Origin of the sequence: Kineosporia sp. NBRC 101677 (assembly GCF_030269265.1) — a bacterium.
GTDB classification, from domain to species: Bacteria; Actinomycetota; Actinomycetes; order Actinomycetales; family Kineosporiaceae; genus Kineosporia; species Kineosporia rhizophila.
In genome coordinates, this window is sequence record NZ_BSTA01000014.1 from 87,250 (window position 1) to 104,574 (window position 17,325).

The following is a 17,325-nucleotide window of genomic DNA, read 5'->3' on the forward strand; positions in this document are numbered from 1 at the left end:
TCGAACAATGGACGAGGGTCAGCTCAAGTTAGGGGACGCCGGCGCTCCGACGAGTTCAGCCCCGGCCGCTTCGAGCTGCTCCAGCGCCGACCGGGTGGTCGGGGCGGCCACCCCGGCCGTCATCCCCAGCAGCACCCGGGTGCCGAACCCGGCCCGCAGCGCGTCCAGCGCGGTGGCCCGCACGCAGTGGTCGGTGGCGATGCCCACCACGTCGACCGCGGTGACGCCGCGCTCGCGCAGCCAGTCGGCCAGGGTGGTCTCGTCCTCGGCCAGGTGGCCCTCGAAACCGGAGTAGGCGGCCTGGTGCTCACCCTTGTGGAACCAGGCCTGCACCAGCGAGACGTCCAGCGCCGGGTGCGAGTCGGCGCCCGCCGTGCCCACCTCGCAGTGCCGGGGCCAGGTGTCCACGTAGTCGGGGGCGGTGCTGAAGTGCGTGCCCGGGTCGATGTGCCAGTCGCGGGTACCGACCACGGCCGAGTAGCCGCCGGCCGCGTCCGAGCGCAGGTAGGCGGTCACCGCCTCGGCCACCGCGGTGCCCCCGGCCACGGCCAGGGACCCGCCCTCGCAGAAGTCGTTCTGCACGTCCACCACGATCAGGGCCTTGCTCATCGGGTCTCCTCCGAATACATCACGGTCGGGATCGCGGCCTCGCCGCGGGACAGCTGCCGGGCGGTCACCGGCAGTTCGGCGCGGGAGGCCTTGTGCCGGGCGCGAGCGTCTTCCAGGCTCGCCGTGCCGACGATCTCACCACCGGCCACCAGAGTGCGCTGCAGGGCGCGGTACTCGTCGCCGGACGGCGGCTGTCCGCCCAGGCCGAGCAGCTCCTGGTCGGCCACCCCCTCGGCGTCGCGCCGGCGCAGGGCCCACTTGCGGCCCCCGACGCTGGCTTTGGAGGTGCTCTTCTTGGCCACCGGAACCATCGAGCCGTCTGCCCCCTCGCGGGCCACCAGCTTGTACACCATCCCGGCGGTGGGCGCGCCCGAGCCGGTGACCAATTGCGTTCCCACACCGTAGGAATCGACCGGGGCGGCGGCCAGGGCGGCGATCGCGAACTCGTCCAGGTCGCTGGTCACCACGATCTTGGTGTTCCGGGCTCCGAGGCGGTCGAGCTGGGCCCGCACGGCGTGCGCCTGCACCACCAGATCGCCCGAGTCCAGCCGCACCGCACCGAGTTCCGTACCCGCTGCCTTGATCGCGTTGTCGACCCCGGTGGTCACGTCGTAGGTGTCCACCAGCAGCGTGGTGCCGGCGCCGAGCGAGGCCACCTGCGCGCTGAACGCCTCCACCTCACCGTCGTGCAGCAGGGTGAACGCGTGCGCGGCGGTGCCGATGGTGGGCACCCCGTAGCGGGCCCCGGCCGCCAGCAGGCTGCTGCCCGCGAAACCGGCGATGTAGGCGGCCCGGGCGGCGGCCACACCGGCCTCCTCGTGGGTGCGCCGGGCGCCCATCTCCAGGCACGGCCGCTGGTCGGCGGCCGCGGTCATCCGGCTGGCCGCCGCCGCGATCGCGCTGTCGTGGTTGAGCACCGACAGCACGAACGTCTCCAGGATCACGGCCTCGGCGAAGGTGCCCTCGACGGTGAGGACCGGCGAGCCCGGCAGGTAGCACTCGCCCTCGGCGTAGCCGGTGATGTCACCGCGGAAGCGGTAGTCGGCCAGCCAGCGCAGGGTCGGCGCGTCGACCACCCCGCGGCGCTCCAGGTCGGCCAGCTCCTCGTCGCCGAAGCGGAAGTCGCCCAACTGCTCGAGCAGCCTTCCGGTGCCGGCCACCACGCCGTACCGCCGGCCCTCCGGCAACCGCCGGGCGAACACCTCGAACACGCACTTGCGCTGGGCCGCACCGCTGGCCAGGGCCGCCTGGATCATGGTCAGCTCGTACTGGTCGGTGAGCAGGCCGGGACGGAACGCGCGGACGGGATCGCTCATCAGAAGCTCATTTCGTCAAGGTGACGCTTTCGATGACACGACGGTAACTCCGGGGGGAGTTATCGTCAAGACGACGAAAGAGGTCAGCGCTGCTTCGAGACGGCCGTCACCAGATGCTCCTGCCAGGCGGTCAGCACTTCGTAGATCGAGGCCGTGGCCAGCCACGACTCCGGTTCCTCGCCGGCCCACAGGCGCTCGTGCAGCGACTCGGCGTCCTCGTCGGTCTTCAGCTCCAGCCGCTCGCCGAGCACCAGCCGGACATCGGTGAACGCCTTGAGCAGCGACAGCGCCTCGGGCGCGGTGAGGACCACCGGCGCCGGGCGGTTCAGCGCCGCTGCGGCGGTGCGGGCGCCCTCACGCTTACGTGAGCGCAACCCGTACTCGGTGAGCCGGCGGTATTCCGAAGCGGCCTCCGGATCGTCCCGATTGCCGTCGGGCAGCAGTCGGGCCACCGCCGGGTCGTCGGGCGGGGCCGGGGGCCCGCCGTCGGCCGGGGCACGCATACCCACCAGGGCCTCCAACGGATCCACCTCCTCGTCGGAGCGGCCGTCGTCGAGCAGGTCGTGGAGCTGGCCGAGCAGGTGCACGAGGATCTCGCGCTCCTGGTCGTCCAGGTTGACCTGCACCCCGGCGCGGGTGGACCGGAACGGAGCCTTGCCGAATGCCATCAGTCGTCCTTGCGGAAGGTTGCCCACAGGCCGAACTCGTGCATGGCCTCGGTGTCGCGTTCCATCTCCTCGCGGCTGCCGTTGGAGACCACCGCGCGGCCCTTCTCGTGCACGTCGCGCATCAGCTTCTCCGCCTTGGACTTGGGGTAGCCGAAGTACGACTGGAAGACGTAGGTCACGTAGGACATGGTGTTCACGGGGTCGTTCCAGACGATCGTGACCCAGGGGACGTCAATGGTGGGATTCTCGACCGTGTCCGGTTGCTCGAGCTCCACGGGGGCGATCGACACACCCCAACTCTAACGAAGAGGCGGGCGTCACTCGTCGTTCGGATGGGATTGACTGCTGCCCGGCCGTAGGCTCGATTTCCATGACCGGTGTCGACGGAGCGCTGAGAATGACGGGAGGCCCCCGGTGAGGCTCACCATCGTGGGATGCTCGGGCTCGTTCGCGGGGCCGGAATCACCCGCCTCCAGCTATCTCCTCGAGGCCGAGGACGGCGACGGCCGCACCTGGCGCATCGTCCTCGACCTGGGTAGCGGCGCGCTCGGGGCGTTGCAGCGGTTCGCCTCCCCGTCGGCCCTCGACGCGGTGCTCATCTCGCACCTGCACCCCGACCACTTCATCGACCTGTGCGGCCTCTACGTGGCCCGCCGGTACGACCCACACCTCGACCCCACCGACCCGCCGGCGCCGCTGCCGGTCTACGGCCCGGTCGGTACCGCCGAGCGCGTCCTGGCCGCCTACGGGCCGGACGCCGCCACCGAACTGCCCTCGGTGTACGACGTGCGGCCGTTCACCGACGGGGGCGTCGTGCAGGTCGGCCCGTTCACCATCACCTCGCGCACGGTCAACCACCCGGTCCCGGCGTTCGGCCTGCGGGTCGAGCACGACGGTGTGGTGGTGGCCTACTCCGGAGACACCGACTCCTGTTCCAACCTGGTCGCGCTGGCCCGGGACGCCGACCTGTTCCTCTGCGAGGCCTCGTTCGTCGAGGGCCGGGACGAGGGTCGCGACGTGCACCTGACCGGCAAGCGCGCGGGGGAGGCGGCCACCGAGGCCGACGCCCGCCGCCTGGTGCTCACCCACATCCCGGTCTGGACCGACACCGACACGGTGGTCGACGAGGCCCGGCGGGCCTACCTCGGCCCGGTGGAGGCCGCCCGCTCGGGTGCGTCGTACGTTCTGGAGCGCGTCGAGGCCCGCTGAGGTCCGGAACTGAGGACGTCGGTGGGCCCCGGTCGTGGCGGCCGCCCCTTGGGCGGATGGCCGGGTGGGTAGCCCGTAGGCTCCTCACCATGTCAACGACCACCACCGACGTCCGCGTCGACGGCCGCACCAGTGCCCAGCTGCGCGACATCAAGATCACCCGGAACTGGCTGGACCACGCCGAGGGCAGCGTCCTGGTGGAGTTCGGCCGCACCCGGGTGCTGTGCGCCGCGTCGTTCACCGAGGGGGTGCCGCGCTGGCGCAAGGGCAGCGGGCAGGGCTGGGTCACCGCGGAGTACGCGATGCTGCCCCGGGCCACCAACACCCGCGGCGACCGGGAGTCGGTCAAGGGCAAGATCGGTGGGCGCACCCACGAGATCTCCCGGCTGATCGGCCGGAGCCTGCGCGCGGTGGTGGACACCCGCGAGCTCGGTGAGAACACCATCGTGCTGGACTGCGACGTGCTGCAGGCCGACGGCGGCACCCGCACCGCGGCGATCACCGGCGCCTACGTGGCCCTGGCCGACGCGATCGAGTTCGCCCGCCCGAAGAAGCTGCTGCGCTCGTTCAACGCCACCCCGCTGCGCGACTCCGTCGCCGCGGTCAGCGTCGGCATCGTCAAGGGCCGGCCGGTGCTCGACCTCTGCTACGAGGAGGACGTCAACGCCGGCACCGACATGAACATCGTCTGCACCGGCGACGGTCGCTTCGTCGAGGTGCAGGGCACGGCCGAGGGCACCCCCTTCGACCGTGAGGAGCTGAACGCCCTGCTCGACCTGGGCGCGGCCGGCTGCGCCGAACTGACCGCCCTGCAGCTCGGCGCCCTGGGGCTGAAGTGAGCACCCGGCAGCTGGTTCTGGCCACCCACAACGCCGGCAAGGTGGTCGAGCTGCGGCAGATCCTCGGCGCTGCCGGGGTGGCGGCCGAACTGCTCGGGATGGACTCCTTCCCCGAGGTGCCCGACGTGGTCGAGACCGGCGTCACCTTCGCCGAGAACGCCCTGCTCAAGGCGCACGCGGTGGCCCGGGCCACGCAGTTGCCGGCGATCGCCGACGACTCCGGCCTGGCGGTGCGGGTGCTCGGCGGCTCGCCCGGGGTGTTCAGCGCCCGCTGGTCCGGCCGGCACGGCGACGACCAGGCCAACCTGAACCTGCTCCTGGCCCAGCTCGGCGACGTGCCGGACGAGCACCGCCAGGCCCACTTCGCCTGCGCCGCCGCCCTGGCCCTGCCCGACGGTACGGAAAAGGTCTGGCACGGCACGATGCCCGGCACCCTGCTGCGGGAACCGCGGGGCAGCAACGGTTTCGGCTACGACCCGATCCTGCTGCCCGAGGGCGAGACCCGCTCCGCCGCCGAGCTGAGCGCCGACGAGAAGAACGCGATCAGCCACCGGGGCAAGGCCTTCCGGCTGCTGGCCGCCGAACTCGGCTCGATCCTGAACTAGCCCCTGCACGAGGGCAGCTGCAGAAGTCCGCACCAGGCCGCGGTCGTCTCGGCGCCGTAGCGGTGGCCGTGCCCGATCGGCACGGCCTCCGAGGCGATCGCGTCGGCCGAGGCCCGCAGGAACGAGACCGGGGGCAGGTGCAGCGACCACCCCGGCACCGGATCGTCGGGGTGGTTCAGCACAGCCGTGTCGGTGCTGCTGATCTGTGGGTTTCCCGGAACCCCGGTCAGCAGAGCGGCATCCACCCCGGAGTCCGGCCGGTCCAGTGCGGGCAGCAGGCCCCAGGCGCCCAGGCTCTCGCCGTAGACCAGCAGCTTCGGCCGCCGTCCGGCCGGCAGCTGGTCGATCCGGGTGCGCATGTCCCGGATCAGCTCCTGGGCGCTCTCCTGCACCCCGGCGCCGCCCCGCAGATAGGCCTGCCAGCTCGGCGTGGTGCCGTACTGCACCGCCACCGTGGTCAGGTCTCCGTCGTACAGTTCCTCGACGGTGCGGGCGATCCGCGGGTTCACCCATCCGGATCCTGTCGGGATGATGAGAAGTACTGCGGCCGTGTCGAATCCGCCGTCGCCCGCGGTGGCCTCGACGGCGGCCCGAGCCCGGCCGCGGTGACTGGGCGCGGCATCGAGGGGGATGTAGATCCGGTGCGGCGTGCTGGCCGGGCGCTGCGTGATCGCGCTGATGGTCGCGGCATCTCTCGCGTCGGCCAGGAACTCGGCTCCCTTGGGGCCCAGGCTCTGCGGGCCGGAACGGGCCGAGACCAGCACGCCGAACACCAGCGGCAGCGCGGCCAGGAAGGCCAGATGCGGCCAGGACAGGCGCCGCAGCAAGCTCACCAGACCCACGACCAGCGCCGCCGACAGCGAAGCACCCAGTACGGCCACCACAGCGTGGTAGGTGGCGTCCGAAGCGCTTCCCGGAAGCCCGATTTCCGTACGTAGGTCGATCAGCCGGGCCCGGGTCCGCAGGCCGGCCGTGACCATCAGGGTGATGGTCAGAAGCAGGGCCAGCCTCGACAGGGCCGGGGCACGGGGGAGGACGGCTCGCACAGCCGACCGCGCTCCCGCGGCCAGGAGGTACCCCAACAGCGCAGCCACGGCACCGATCGCGAGGTCTACCGGCAGCGGGTGGGGCAGCAGCCGGGAGGGCAGCACGAGCGCCAGCATCCCGGCCGCCCCGGCCGTCTGCCAACCCCGTCGCGCGACCCAACCCCGCATCCGAACCCAGCCGTTCCCGCTTCGGCGGCCCCGATCGTCCATTGTTCGGCTTTTCATCGTGCACCGACCAGCACCGGCCGGGGCAGTTCGATGCCGTCCCAGTTCCGCCGCAGCAGTACCCAGAGGCCTGCGCCGGTCAGGGCTCCGGCCACCACCGGGCCCAGCAGCGCGGCCAGGGTCTCGGGGTGCGGAGCTCCGTAACCCTGTCTCCAGGAGTTGAACTCGACCACCCCGACGTAGAGCGAGGCCATCATCCAGCAGCCCGGGTCGTCGCAGGTGCCGAAGGTCTGACGGGCGAACTGGGCATCGATCGCCTTGCGGGCCCAGGGCCCGAGCGCGTGTCCCTCGGCCTCGGCGTACCGCAGCAGGTCGTACCCCAGGTCATGCTGACGGCAGGCGTCGGAGAAGCCGTAGGGAGATCCGCCGAACGGTGAGGAGCACCCGCCGTGCGGCGTTACCGGGACCAGGTCACCCGAGGGCAGGCGGACGATTTCCGGTTCGTACCCCCGGACGTCTGCGAACTGGGCCGGCAACTGCTGCTCCGAGCTGCCCAGGGCCCGTACCGCCGCGGCCGTCTGGGCGTCCGGCGAGCCGGTCCCCTCGACCGTCTGCCCCCAGCCGCCGAGCGCGAAAACCACCATCGCGCCGGCCAGGACGGCCAGAATCCGCTGTGTCACCGCTCCTCCAGACCCGGCGGCCGGTGTCTCCGGCAGCGGGGTAGGCCGAGAAGGTAGGAATCCGGTGGGGTGCGGATCATCGCGCTGAGGAGCGATATCGCCCCTGATACCCAGGAGTGAGCCGGGGGCGGGCAGGTAACTCTGCAGAGTGACGCGGCCGGCGCCCGCCCCCGCCTAAAGTCGGCCCATGGCCCTGAACCCGTTCCGTCGCAAGCGCCGGGAGCGCGTGCGTGTGAAGAAGGAACCCGGCCGCGTCCGAACGGTTCTCACCACCGCCACCGACCCGCTGGTGGACCTGCTGCAACCGGCCGGGCCGAAGGTGCCGCGCTGGTTGCTGCGGTTGCTGGTGCTGGTCACCTTCGTCTTCTTCTGGATCGCCTTCGGCAGCGCCGAGACCACCTACGACATCGATGCCACCGGCCGCGGGCCGATGTTCTTCGTCGCGATCCTGGTGTGCGCACCGCTGCTGCTCGCGGTCAGCCGCCCGCTGCCGGCCCTGGTGTTCAGCACCGCGACCGCGTTCGTGCTCGGGGCCCTGCTGCCGGTGCTGAACTCAGCCCCCTGGCCGTGGCTGGTGGTGCACGGGCTGATCCTGTTCGCGCTGCTCTTCGCCAGTTGCGTGCGGGGTTCGCTGCGCGAGGCGGCCGGGGCCTGGCTGCTGGTCACGCTGCTCTTCTGGTGGGGCGTGGACGATCCGGCGGCCGGGAACGGCTGGGCCGCCGGCCTGGCCTCGATCGCCCTGGTCGGGGTGCTCAGCGGGCGCCTGCTCCGGGCCGGGTGGGCGCTGCGGGCGCAGACCGAGGTGAGCGAGAGCGAGCGGGCCCGGCGGGTGGTCCTGGAGGAACGCACCCGGCTGGCCCGCGACCTGCACGACATCGTCGCCCACCACATGTCCCTGGTGGTGGTGCAGGCCGAGACCGCGCAGTACCGGGTGCCGGGCCTCGACCAGGCCGCCCGCGACGAGATGCAGTCGATCTCCGAGACCGCCCGCTCGGCCCTCACCGAGACCCGCGCCCTGCTGGCGGTGCTGCGGCAGGAGAACGCCCAGCCCGAGAACGCCCCGCAGCCTGGCCTGCACCTGCTGCCGGAGCTGGTCGAGACCACCCGGCGGGCCGGGGTGCAGCTCGACGCCCAGGTCACCGGCGACGTCGGGGTGCTGCGCGAGGGCCGGTCACTGGCCGGGTACCGGATCGTCCAGGAGGCGCTGGCCAACGCCTCGCGGCACGCGCCGGGCACGCCGGTCCGGCTGGAGGTCCACGCCGACACCTCCGGAGTGGCCGTGGGGGTGACGAACGGGCTGGCGGGGGGCACGGCGCCGGCTCTGCCGCGCTCGGACGACGGCAGCATCGCCTGGACCGACGTGGGTGCGGTGACCGAGAGCGGGCACGGCATCATCGGTATGCGGGAGCGCGCTGCTGCCGCGGGCGGCCGGCTGCAGGTGGGGCCGACCGCCGACGGGTTCGTGGTGCAGCTGTTCCTGCCGGGCGATCCCGGTGCGGGCAGGTGAGGTGTACTGAGGCGTGCAGAGGACCGGGATGACGCGGATCGTGGTGGTCGACGACCAGGCAATGGTGCGGGAGGGATTCTCCGCCCTGCTGGGGGCCCAGCCCGATCTGGAGATCGTCGGGGCGGCTGCCGACGGGGTGGAGGCCGTGCACGTCACCCGCACGATGCTGCCCGACGTGGTGCTGATGGACGTGCGGATGCCGAACCTGAACGGGATCGAGGCCACCCGGCAGATCATGGCGCTGCCCGGCGGCCGGCACCCGAAGGTGCTCATCCTGACCACCTTCGACCTGGACGACTACGTGTTCGAGGCGCTCCGGGCCGGGGCCAGCGGATTCCTGCTGAAGGACGCCCGGGCCGACGAACTGGTGCAGGCGGTGCGGGTGGTGGCCTCGGGGGAGGGACTGCTGGCGCCGACCGTGACCCGGCGGCTGATCGCCGAGTTCGCCCGGCGCCCGGCCGCCGACGGCCGCCCGGCCGAGAAGCTGCGGGCGCTCACCCCGCGCGAGACCGAGGTGCTGGCCCTGATCGCCGGCGGCCTGTCGAACGCCGAGATCGCCGCCCACCTGGTGCTGGGCGAGCAGACGGTGAAGACCCACGTGGGCCGGATCCTGAGCAAGATGGACCTGCGCGACCGGGCCCAGGCGGTGGTGCTGGCCTACGAGAGCGGGCTGGTCCGGGCCGGGGAGGACCGGTGAACAGGCTTCTGGGTCTCGGGGCCGCGGCCGGCCTGGCCGCCGGGGTGTTCGCGCTGGGTCTGGCCGAGGTGATCGCCGGTCTGGTCGCACCGCCCGCGGCGCCGATCATCGCGCTCGGCGACGTGGTGGTGGACAACGTGCCGGCCGGGCTGAAGGACTTCGCGATCAGCACCTTCGGCAGCCACGACAAGCAGGTCCTGCTGGGCGTGGCCTACCTGGTCGCCGCGTTGCTGTCGGCCCTGGCCGGGGTGCTGTCGGTGCGCAGCCGCACCGGGGTGGCCGGTACCTGGCTGGTGCTCGGCCTCGGTGCGCTGGCCGCGTTCGCCGCCGCCACCCGGCCCGAGTCCACCGCCTTCGCCGCCCTGCCCAGCCTGGCCGGGGCCGCCGCGGGCATGTTCGTGCTCAAGACGCTGGCCCGTCTGGTCCGCGAGCATCAGGCCGCCCCGCCGGCCACGGCCTCCCGGGAGCTCACCGGCCGTCGGGCCGCGCTCGGTCTGGGCGCCGTGTTCGCAGTGGGGGTGGCCACCGGGGGCATCGGCAACTGGCTGGGGGCGCGGCTGCGGGGGGCCGAGACCTCGCGCGAGGCGGTCCGGTTGCCGACCGCCGCCGATCCGGCCCCGGCGCTGCCCTCGGGGGTGGAGGTCGGGGTGAAGGGGGTCGAGCCGTTCATCACCGCGAACGACGACTTCTACCGGATCGACACCGCGCTCAGCGTGCCGCTGCTGCGGGCCGAGGACTGGTCGCTGCGCATCCACGGGATGGTCGAGCAGGAGGTCACCCTGACCTGGGACGAGCTGATCGGCTCGGACCTCGTCGAGCGCGATCTCACCCTGATGTGCGTGTCCAACGAGGTCGGCGGCGACCTGACCAGCACCGCGCGCTGGCTCGGGCTGCCGATCGAGCCGCTGCTGGAACGGGCCGGGGTCGACGGGCAGGCCGACATGGTGCTGTCGAAGAGCTCGGACGGCTGGACGGCCGGTACCCCGATCCAGGCCCTGACCGACGGCCGGGACTCGCTCTTGGCGATCGGGATGAACGGTGAGCCGCTCCCGCTGGAGCACGGCTTCCCGGTCCGGATGGTGGTCCCCGGCCTGTACGGCTACGTCTCGGCCACCAAGTGGGTGGTCGACCTGGAGGTCACCCGCTTCGACCGGGCCGAGGGCTACTGGACCCCGCGGGGCTGGTCGGCGCTCGGGCCGGTGAAGACGTCGTCGCGGATCGACGTGCCCGCCACCGGCGACGAGATCCCGGCCGGGAAGGTGATGGTGGCCGGGATCGCCTGGGCCGAGCACCGGGGGATCGACGCGGTCGAGGTCCGGATCGACGAGGGCGAGTGGCAGCCGGCCACCCTGGCCGCGGAGGCGAGTGTGGACACCTGGCGGCAGTGGTACCTGGCCTGGGACGCCACCCCGGGCTCCCACCGGATCGACGTGCGGGCTACCGACCGTGACGGGGCGGTCCAGGTCGGCGAGACCGCTCCGCCTGCTCCGGACGGAGCCACCGGCTGGCACTGGATCTTGGTGACGGTTACCTGAAAGCAATCGAACGGGCACGCAGAGTGGCCAAAATTGGCTAGAGTTCGGACATCGAGAATTCGCCTCGCCCGCACCGGAGCGCCGACGAGCCGCCGGTCCTGACGACCGCCCTCGGCGTTCTGCTGGCCCTCGGCCTGATCGCCGCGCTCGGGTCGGCCGTCCTCGGCCTCACCGTCTCCGGCCGGCTCACCGAAGGCTTCGGCCTCTGGGCATCGGGCCTCAGCGCGCTGGCGTCCGGGGCCGTGGTGGCCGTGGCCGGCAGCGGGCGTGTCCGCGGGATGCCCTACGAAGCGTTCCGGCTGTTGCTGGGCACGGCGATGATGATCTGGGGTGCGGGCGAGGTGGTGCTCGCCGTGGACCATCTGGACGACGTGATGGGCTACCCGGCCCCGGGCGACGCGATCTCCGCACTGGCCGCCCCGTTCGGGGTGTACGCGCTGATCCGGGCCCCGCGCAGCTCCCGCGCCGACTGGCCGGGCGTCCGGCTCGGCCTCGACGCCCTGCTGCTGGCCTGCGGCATCACCCTGCTGTGCTGGCGCACCGGACTGGTCGGGGCGGGTCAGGAGCTCACCGGCGACGCGGTGATCAACGGGGTCATCGTCTTCACCGACTGCTCGATCCTGGGCATCGTCCTGATGGTCTGCCTGCGCGACACCGGCTGCCGGCTGTGGCCGGCCGTGCCCGGCGTGATCTTCCACGGGTTGGCCGACCTCAGCGTCATGCTGCTCGCCGCGGGGGAGGTGGCCCGGCCGGTGCCCTGGCAGGCGATGGCCCTGTGGTCGCTGGCCTGGCCGCTGATGGCCGTGGCCCTGGTGCGCTACCGCCGCTCCAACCCCACCGCCGACTCGGACGGCACCCGCGACCGCCAGGAGGTCGTCGCCGCCCAGGTCACGGTGGTGCTCACCTTCCTGGCCGTGGCCGCCGCGATGCTGCTGGCGCGCTCGGACGGCCAGGACGCCCTGGCCCGCGGCAGCCTGGCGCTGGGCGGGGTGCTCGGCCTGCTGCTCTTGGCCCGCGAGCTGATCAGCGCCTACCTGCGTCTGCGGCTCACCCAGCGGCTGCGCAGCCAGGCCTTCCGGGACGCGCTGACCGGCCTGCCGAACCGGCGGGCGCTGATGGAACGGATCGGCGAGCTGCACCTCGGGCACCGGCCGTGGGCGGTGCTCACCCTCGACCTGGACGGCTTCAAGGAGATCAACGACCGGCTCGGGCAGGGCGGGGGAGACCGGCTGCTGGTCGCCGCCGCCCGGGCGCTGCGGGAGTTCGGCCCGGCCGAGGTGATGGTGGCGCGTACCGGTGCCGACGAGTTCGTCGTGCTCGCCCCCGGCGACCTCGCCGCGGGTGCGGTGCTGGGTGAGAGATTGAGGACGGCGGTGGGGACGGCGCTGGAAGGTGAGGCTCCCGGGGCGGGCCTGTCGGCGAGTGTGGGAGTGGGGCGCCTGCTGCCGGAACCCGACTCCGGGGTGCGGGCCCACGGCGACGGGAATCGGATCGAGGGGCTGGCCGAGTCGACCGCCGCCCTGGTCGCGGCCAAGGCTTCGGGGCGCGCCTCGGTCGAGGTCTACACCGGCCCGGTGGCCGCCCAGCGCGAACGCCGGCTGCGGCTGGAGCACCGGCTGCGCCTGGCCATCGCGGCCGGCTCGGTGCACACCGTCGGCCAGCCCATCGTCGACCTGACCGACGGCCGGCTCAGCGGCTTCGAGTCGCTGGCCCGCTGGAAGGACGAGGAGCTCGGCCCGATCCCGCCGGACGAGTTCATCGCGGTGGCCGAGCAGACCGGGATGGTGGTGGCGCTCGGCGAGCACCTAATCGGCGAGACCCTGGCCGCGGCCGCCCGGGCCGGGGTGTTCCGGGCCGGGCTCAGCCTCTCGGTCAACGCCTCACCGATCCAGCTGCGCGCCCCCGGCTTCGTCGACCTGATCCGCTCGCAGCTGGGCCACCTCGGCATCCCCGCCCGGCTGGTGGTCGTCGAGATCACCGAGGCGATCCTGGTCGACGAGGGCGACCCGGCGATCGGGGTGCTGGCCGAGCTGCGCGGGCTGGGGGTGGAACTGGCGATCGACGACTTCGGCACCGGCTACTCGGCCCTGGGCTACCTGCGCCGGCTGCCGGTGCAGGTGCTGAAGTTCGACAAGACGCTGACCCAGAGCCTGCTGTCGGAGGCCAAGACGGTGGCGATCGTCGACGGGGTGATCCGGATGTCGCACCGGCTCGGGATCCGGGTGGTGATGGAGGGCATCGAGAACGAGGCCGAGGCCGAGCGCTGCCGGGCGGTGGCCGCCGACCGGGGGCAGGGCTGGCTGTACGGGCGGCCGATGTCCTGGCCTCAGGTCGCCGAGGTGGTGGCTCAGACCTCGGAGCCCGGGCTGCGCACCCCGTGAGCGTTCCCGCTCACGAGGTGCCGCCGCCGCTGACTCAGAAACCGCACTCCGAGCCCTTGTCCACCGGGTTGGTGGCACCCCAGGTGGACCAGCTCGGGGCCGGGCGGTCGTCGTTCACCGGGGCCCAGGCGCCGTCGATCAGCTCGTAGTCCAGCTTCTCGCCGTCGGTGACCAGCGTGCGCACGGCGTGCACCAGGCGCTCCACGTCCTCGCTGCGCGAGCCCAGGCCCAGGCTGGCCCGCAGCGCGCCGCCGGTGACCCCGAGCCGGTTGAGCAGCGGGTGAGCGCAGAACTTGCCGTCGCGCACCCCCACCCCGTGCTCGGCGGACAGGTACACCGCGACCCGGGCGGCCTCGTGGCCCTCGATCGTGAAGCCGACCACGCCGACCCGGTCGGTGCTGTCGGACCAGGCCCGCAGCACCCGCACACCGGGGATCTGGGTCAGGCCCTCGAGCAGCCGGGCCGACAGCGCGGCCTCGTGCTCCTCGATCGCGTCCTCCGGCAGTTCGGCGATCGCCCGGCAGGCGGCGGCCAGGGCCGCGGCGCCGACCACGTTCGGGGTGCCGCCCTCGTGCCGGGCCACGCCGGTGGTCCAGTCGGCCTGGCCCTCGGCGTTCACCGAGCGCACGGCCCCGCCGCCGGCCTGGTGCGGCGGCGCCGCGTCGAGCCAGTCGGAGCGCCCGATCAGCACGCCCGAGCCGAACGGCGCGTAGATCTTGTGGCCGGAGAAGGCCAGGTAGTCCACGTCGAGCGCGGCGATGTCGACCTTGCGGTGCGGCACCAGCTGGGCGCCGTCGACGGCGATCCGGGCGCCGTGGGCGTGGGCGATCCGGGCGATCTCGGCGATCGGCAGGATCTCACCGGTGACGTTGCTACAGCCGGTCACCGTGACCAGCGCGGCCGGGCGCTCGGCGAGGGCGGCCTCCAGCGCGGCGACCGTGTCGGCGATCGTGCCGGCGGTCGGGATCAGCCGATGCGGGCGGCTGGTCCAGGGCAGCAGGTTGGCGTGGTGCTCGGCGTCCAGCACGATCACCTCGCCGTCGGCCGGGACCGCGTGGGCCAGCAGGTTCAGGGCGTCGGTGGTGTTGCGGGTGAAGATCGTCAGGTCGCCGGGGCGGGCGCCGACGAACGCACCCACGGTCTGCCGGGCGCTCTCGTACAGCGCAGTGCTGACCTGGGAGGCGTAGCCGGCCCCGCGGTGCACGCTGGCGTAGTAGGGCAGGACCTCGGCCACATGGTCGGCCACCGCCTGCAGCGCCGGGGCGCTCGCCGCGTAGTCGAGGTTGACCGCGCGGGCGGTGCGGCCCCCGGCCAGCGGGGCGGCCAGGTTGCCGCCGACCACCGGCAGCAGCGGGCCGATCGGCAGACGGGCCGGTGTCAACGTTGCCGTCGGGGCGCCGGGTCGGGCGACCTCGGGCGAGGAGAAGGTGGCGATACCGCCGGCCGGGGTGGCGACACCCTGGTGGGCCTGGCGGTAGCGGGTGTTACGGAAGGATGCGGACATGCCGGGCTCCTTGGTTCAGGGACCCGAATGCACGGGTCCGCGCTTGCGGCGGACCGTTTGGCCGCCGCCAGGTCTTCACCCGGAGCACCCCACCGCGGAGGAGGGTTGCCGGCCAGCGAGCCGGGGCTTGTCGCTGGCGCTCATGACCTGCGTCCACGTTAAGTCACGTCCCGGAAACGCTCAAGAGGTGATCGCTGGGGTCTCGCCCTGCGAGACATCGTTCGAGCGGACCCCGAAACCCGCTGTGGTGGGCCGACGTCCACACAGGCCTACCGACGTCCGCAATCGGTTCTGTGGTGCAAGTCACGCAGAGCAGACGAGGCGCGACGGTGCGCGAGGGGGATGTCAGACCTGGGCGCCGCTGCGGTCGCGCGGTTCCGGCACGCCGCCGGCGGCTCCGCCCAGGTGCGCCACCACCACGGCCAGCGCTCGCAGCGGGCTGATCGGTGGCCGGTCGGCGATGCCGGCCAACCCGGCCCAGACCTCCGGGGCGGCGGCCAGATCCTGCTGCACGGCGACGGCCAGGCGTACGGCCGAACCGCCGGCCGGGCCGGTGGTGGGCGCGTCGTCGGCGAGGTAGCAGGAGCCGATCTGCCGGTCCCACAAAGGGATGAACCAGGGGCGCTTACGGTGCAGGATCCGGCTCAGGGTGGCTGGGCCGACCTCGGCCCCGCCGGCCTCGTCGAGCACGGCGAAGAGCGGTTCGATCAGGCCTGCGGGGGTGGAGCCGTCGGCGATCCGGGCGTTCGGGGCGATCGACTCCAGGGCCTGGTTGAGCACCGGCAGACGCTGCCGCAGCCAGTAGTAGTCGCTCGGTGCGGGCGGGGCGGCCAGCAGGGCCGGGGCGAGCAGGTCGGCCTCGTCGAGCGGCGCGCTCCGGACGTCGGCCCGGTACTCGTCGTAGGCCGGGTAGCCCAGGGCCGTCCGGCCGCCCGCGGTGTGGTCGAGCAGCCAGTTCTCGGCCTGCATCCGGGACACGCTGAGGCGCCCCACCCGTAGCGTCGTCAAACCGCCAGCCCTTTGTCTCTCGAACGGAAGTGCCCGTGGCGAACGAGTCGGCAGGACCCGTGGCCACCTATAGGACGCCGGGCCGGGCGATCTGGTTGTCACTTCCGGCGAAGAATTTGCCGATTCCGCGCAAAGGGGCAGATCGAGAAGGGGAGAGTGCGCGAGGGGGGATTCGAACCCCCACGCCCGAAGGCACAGGAACCTAAATCCTGCGTGGCTGCCAGTTACACCACTCGCGCGACGGTGCCCAGCCTAGGGGGTGCCGGGGGTGGTGCGGAACGCCCGTTGCGCACCGGGCGACGTCATGCTGCCCGCGACCGGCCTGCCGGTAGGGTTGGGCGATCTGCGCAGAGGAGTAAAAGTGACCAAGCTCGAGGTCGGCGAGACCGCCCCGCCCTTCACCCTGACCGCCGCCGACGAGTCGGAGGTCTCCCTGTCGGACTTCGCCGGCCGGCGGGTCATCGTCTACTTCTACCCGGCGGCCATGACGCCGGGGTGCACCAAGCAGGCCTGCGACTTCCGCGACAGCCTGGACGCGCTGCAGGCCGAGGGCTTCGCGGTGGTCGGCGTCTCGCCGGACAAGCCGGCCAAACTGGCCCAGTTCGTCGAGCGCGACGCGATCACCTTCCCCCTGCTGTCCGATCCGGCCCACGAGGTGCTTGAGTCCTACGGCGCCTGGGGCGAGAAGAAGCTGTACGGCAAGACGGTGGTCGGGGTCATCCGCTCCACCGTGGTGGTCGGCGCCGACGGCAAGGTCGAGCTGGCCCGGTACAACGTGAAGGCGACCGGGCACGTCGCCGCGCTGCGCAAGGCGCTGCAGGTCTGAGACGTCGCCCGCCCCCGGCGACACCGACATCGGTCAGAAGGCGAAAGAGGCTGCAGTGAGCGAGAACACGAGCAACAACCGGCCCCCCGGCCCGGCCGGTGCGGGCGAGGCCCCGGGCGGCACGCCCTCGGAGCTGGAGCAGCAGATCCAGCAGCGGCGCGAGCGGCTGGCCGCCACCATTGACGAGCTGAGCAGCCGCGCCCAGCCGAAGGCGATCGCCCAGCAGGGCGCCGCGCTGGTCTCGGCCCGGCTGCAGGCGGTCACCCACACCCCCGAGGGCGAACTGCGCACCGAGCGGCTGGCCGCCGTGGCCGGGGCGTTCGTGGTGATCGCGGGCGTCCTGATCCTCGTGCGGGGCCGTGGCTGAGGTGGGTTCCTTCCCCTCCGGGCCGGACTCCGGCAAGCTCCCGATCCGGATGCTGCACGACCGTCTGCTGGTCTCGGTCGACAAGGACGCGGGCGAGCGCCGCTCCGGAGCCGGCATCGTGATCCCGGCCACCGCCTCGATGGGCAAGCGCCTGGCCTGGTCCGAGGTGGTGGCGATCGGTCAGCACGTGCGTCAGGTGCAGGTCGGCGACCGGGTGCTCTACGACCCCGAGGACCTCTCCGAGGTGGAGCTGCACGGCGAGCAGTACATCCTGCTGCGCGAGCGCGACATCCACGCGGTGGCCGCCCCGCGGGTCGAGGACGACCGTACGGGGTTGTACCTCTGAGCTCCGCAACGGCCCGC

The 17,325-nt window shown here is 72.8% G+C and carries 18 protein-coding genes, 1 tRNA gene and 1 riboswitch; of the genes, 10 read left to right on the forward strand and 9 right to left on the reverse strand.

Annotated elements, in window-relative coordinates; translation table 11 throughout:
* Window positions 1-18: 18 nt before the first annotated feature.
* The 4 genes from QSK18_RS31280 to clpS all read right to left on the reverse strand — a co-directional run bounded on the left by QSK18_RS31280 (window position 19) and on the right by clpS (window position 2,883).
* Window positions 19-609, reverse strand: a complete 591-nt coding sequence (locus QSK18_RS31280) for an isochorismatase family protein (RefSeq protein ID WP_285626590.1) — start codon at window positions 607-609, stop codon at window positions 19-21.
* On the reverse strand, window positions 606-1,925 hold the full coding sequence (locus tag QSK18_RS31285; protein WP_232809056.1) for a nicotinate phosphoribosyltransferase: 1,320 nt from the start codon (window positions 1,923-1,925) through the stop codon (window positions 606-608). The genes QSK18_RS31280 and QSK18_RS31285 overlap by 4 nt, the downstream gene beginning before the upstream one ends.
* An 83-nt stretch (window positions 1,926-2,008) precedes the next feature.
* The gene (locus QSK18_RS31290; protein WP_232809055.1) at window positions 2,009-2,593 is read right to left on the reverse strand and encodes a DUF2017 family protein; all 585 of its coding nucleotides are present in this window, start codon (window positions 2,591-2,593) and stop codon (window positions 2,009-2,011) included.
* Window positions 2,593-2,883 (reverse strand): ATP-dependent Clp protease adapter ClpS, encoded by a 291-nt coding sequence (clpS, locus tag QSK18_RS31295; RefSeq protein WP_232809054.1) that lies wholly within the window; start codon window positions 2,881-2,883, stop codon window positions 2,593-2,595. The genes QSK18_RS31290 and clpS overlap by 1 nt, the downstream gene beginning before the upstream one ends.
* Before the next feature lie 124 nt (window positions 2,884-3,007).
* On the opposite strand from clpS, the gene QSK18_RS31300 reads away from it, so the two are divergent.
* From QSK18_RS31300 to rdgB, 3 genes are all read left to right on the forward strand, one after another.
* Window positions 3,008-3,802: an MBL fold metallo-hydrolase gene (locus QSK18_RS31300; protein WP_285626598.1), complete on the forward strand. Its 795-nt coding sequence runs from the start codon at window positions 3,008-3,010 to the stop codon at window positions 3,800-3,802.
* Window positions 3,803-3,891: 89 nt separating this feature from the next.
* Window positions 3,892-4,641: a ribonuclease PH gene (gene rph, locus QSK18_RS31305; protein WP_232809052.1), complete on the forward strand. Its 750-nt coding sequence runs from the start codon at window positions 3,892-3,894 to the stop codon at window positions 4,639-4,641.
* Entirely contained in the window at window positions 4,638-5,246 is a 609-nt protein-coding gene (rdgB, locus tag QSK18_RS31310; protein ID WP_285626602.1) for an RdgB/HAM1 family non-canonical purine NTP pyrophosphatase, read from the forward strand. The genes rph and rdgB overlap by 4 nt, the downstream gene beginning before the upstream one ends.
* Here rdgB and QSK18_RS31315 read toward each other — a convergent pair.
* Together QSK18_RS31315 and QSK18_RS31320 are read right to left on the reverse strand one after the other, a co-directional pair.
* Window positions 5,243-6,409, reverse strand: a complete 1,167-nt coding sequence (locus QSK18_RS31315) for an alpha/beta-hydrolase family protein (protein ID WP_232809050.1) — start codon at window positions 6,407-6,409, stop codon at window positions 5,243-5,245. The two genes, rdgB and QSK18_RS31315, sit on opposite strands and share 4 nt — an antisense overlap.
* Before the next feature lie 104 nt (window positions 6,410-6,513).
* Window positions 6,514-7,137, reverse strand: a complete 624-nt coding sequence (locus QSK18_RS31320; RefSeq protein WP_232809049.1) for a phospholipase A2 family protein — start codon at window positions 7,135-7,137, stop codon at window positions 6,514-6,516.
* A gap of 187 nt (window positions 7,138-7,324) precedes the next feature.
* On the opposite strand from QSK18_RS31320, the gene QSK18_RS31325 reads away from it, so the two are divergent.
* From QSK18_RS31325 to QSK18_RS31340, 4 genes are all read left to right on the forward strand, one after another.
* Window positions 7,325-8,644, forward strand: coding sequence for a sensor histidine kinase (locus QSK18_RS31325; RefSeq protein WP_285626606.1), 1,320 nt, complete (start codon window positions 7,325-7,327; stop codon window positions 8,642-8,644).
* Between the two features lie 28 nt (window positions 8,645-8,672).
* The gene (locus QSK18_RS31330; RefSeq protein WP_232809048.1) at window positions 8,673-9,341 is read left to right on the forward strand and encodes a response regulator; all 669 of its coding nucleotides are present in this window, start codon (window positions 8,673-8,675) and stop codon (window positions 9,339-9,341) included.
* On the forward strand, window positions 9,338-10,876 hold the full coding sequence (locus tag QSK18_RS31335) for a molybdopterin-dependent oxidoreductase (RefSeq protein ID WP_232809047.1): 1,539 nt from the start codon (window positions 9,338-9,340) through the stop codon (window positions 10,874-10,876). Before QSK18_RS31330 ends, QSK18_RS31335 begins: the two co-directional genes overlap by 4 nt.
* 278 nt (window positions 10,877-11,154) lie before the next feature.
* Window positions 11,155-13,257, forward strand: coding sequence for a putative bifunctional diguanylate cyclase/phosphodiesterase (locus QSK18_RS31340; protein ID WP_232809046.1), 2,103 nt, complete (start codon window positions 11,155-11,157; stop codon window positions 13,255-13,257).
* 34 nt (window positions 13,258-13,291) lie between these two features.
* Here the strand turns inward: QSK18_RS31340 and QSK18_RS31345 are convergent, their stop codons facing one another.
* The 3 genes from QSK18_RS31345 to QSK18_RS31355 all read right to left on the reverse strand — a co-directional run bounded on the left by QSK18_RS31345 (window position 13,292) and on the right by QSK18_RS31355 (window position 16,008).
* Window positions 13,292-14,761: an aminotransferase class V-fold PLP-dependent enzyme gene (locus QSK18_RS31345; protein WP_232809045.1), complete on the reverse strand. Its 1,470-nt coding sequence runs from the start codon at window positions 14,759-14,761 to the stop codon at window positions 13,292-13,294.
* Window positions 14,762-14,795: 34 nt separating this feature from the next.
* Window positions 14,796-14,909, reverse strand: a riboswitch (SAM riboswitch).
* A gap of 197 nt (window positions 14,910-15,106) precedes the next feature.
* Window positions 15,107-15,730, reverse strand: coding sequence for a DUF6308 family protein (locus QSK18_RS31350; RefSeq protein ID WP_285626612.1), 624 nt, complete (start codon window positions 15,728-15,730; stop codon window positions 15,107-15,109).
* A gap of 196 nt (window positions 15,731-15,926) precedes the next feature.
* A tRNA-Leu gene (locus QSK18_RS31355) sits at window positions 15,927-16,008 on the reverse strand.
* Between the two features lie 122 nt (window positions 16,009-16,130).
* On the opposite strand from QSK18_RS31355, the gene bcp reads away from it, so the two are divergent.
* From bcp to QSK18_RS31370, 3 genes are read left to right on the forward strand one after another with little or no spacing between them, the layout of a single operon-like run.
* Window positions 16,131-16,595: a thioredoxin-dependent thiol peroxidase gene (gene bcp, locus QSK18_RS31360; RefSeq protein ID WP_285626615.1), complete on the forward strand. Its 465-nt coding sequence runs from the start codon at window positions 16,131-16,133 to the stop codon at window positions 16,593-16,595.
* A gap of 55 nt (window positions 16,596-16,650) precedes the next feature.
* Window positions 16,651-16,962, forward strand: coding sequence for a DUF3618 domain-containing protein (locus QSK18_RS31365; RefSeq protein WP_232809042.1), 312 nt, complete (start codon window positions 16,651-16,653; stop codon window positions 16,960-16,962).
* Window positions 16,963-17,011: 49 nt separating this feature from the next.
* Entirely contained in the window at window positions 17,012-17,308 is a 297-nt protein-coding gene (locus tag QSK18_RS31370; RefSeq protein ID WP_269809639.1) for a GroES family chaperonin, read from the forward strand.
* The last annotated feature ends 17 nt before the right edge of the window (window positions 17,309-17,325 follow it).

What these genes read in the sequence shown, in the direction of transcription:
- QSK18_RS31280 (WP_285626590.1), bottom strand. Translation starts at nt 609, where the DNA reads ATGAGCAAGGCCCTGATCGTGGTGGACGTGCAGAACGACTTCTGCGAG.
- QSK18_RS31285 (WP_232809056.1), bottom strand. Translation starts at nt 1,925, where the DNA reads ATGAGCGATCCCGTCCGCGCGTTCCGTCCCGGCCTGCTCACCGACCAG.
- QSK18_RS31290 (WP_232809055.1), bottom strand. Translation starts at nt 2,593, where the DNA reads ATGGCATTCGGCAAGGCTCCGTTCCGGTCCACCCGCGCCGGGGTGCAG.
- rph (WP_232809052.1), top strand. Translation starts at nt 3,892, where the DNA reads ATGTCAACGACCACCACCGACGTCCGCGTCGACGGCCGCACCAGTGCC.
- QSK18_RS31315 (WP_232809050.1), bottom strand. Translation starts at nt 6,409, where the DNA reads ATGCTGGCGCTCGTGCTGCCCTCCCGGCTGCTGCCCCACCCGCTGCCG.
- QSK18_RS31325 (WP_285626606.1), top strand. Translation starts at nt 7,325, where the DNA reads ATGGCCCTGAACCCGTTCCGTCGCAAGCGCCGGGAGCGCGTGCGTGTG.
- QSK18_RS31330 (WP_232809048.1), top strand. Translation starts at nt 8,673, where the DNA reads ATGACGCGGATCGTGGTGGTCGACGACCAGGCAATGGTGCGGGAGGGA.
- QSK18_RS31340 (WP_232809046.1), top strand. Translation starts at nt 11,155, where the DNA reads ATGCCCTACGAAGCGTTCCGGCTGTTGCTGGGCACGGCGATGATGATC.
- QSK18_RS31345 (WP_232809045.1), bottom strand. Translation starts at nt 14,761, where the DNA reads ATGTCCGCATCCTTCCGTAACACCCGCTACCGCCAGGCCCACCAGGGT.
- QSK18_RS31350 (WP_285626612.1), bottom strand. Translation starts at nt 15,730, where the DNA reads ATGCAGGCCGAGAACTGGCTGCTCGACCACACCGCGGGCGGCCGGACG.
- QSK18_RS31370 (WP_269809639.1), top strand. Translation starts at nt 17,012, where the DNA reads ATGCTGCACGACCGTCTGCTGGTCTCGGTCGACAAGGACGCGGGCGAG.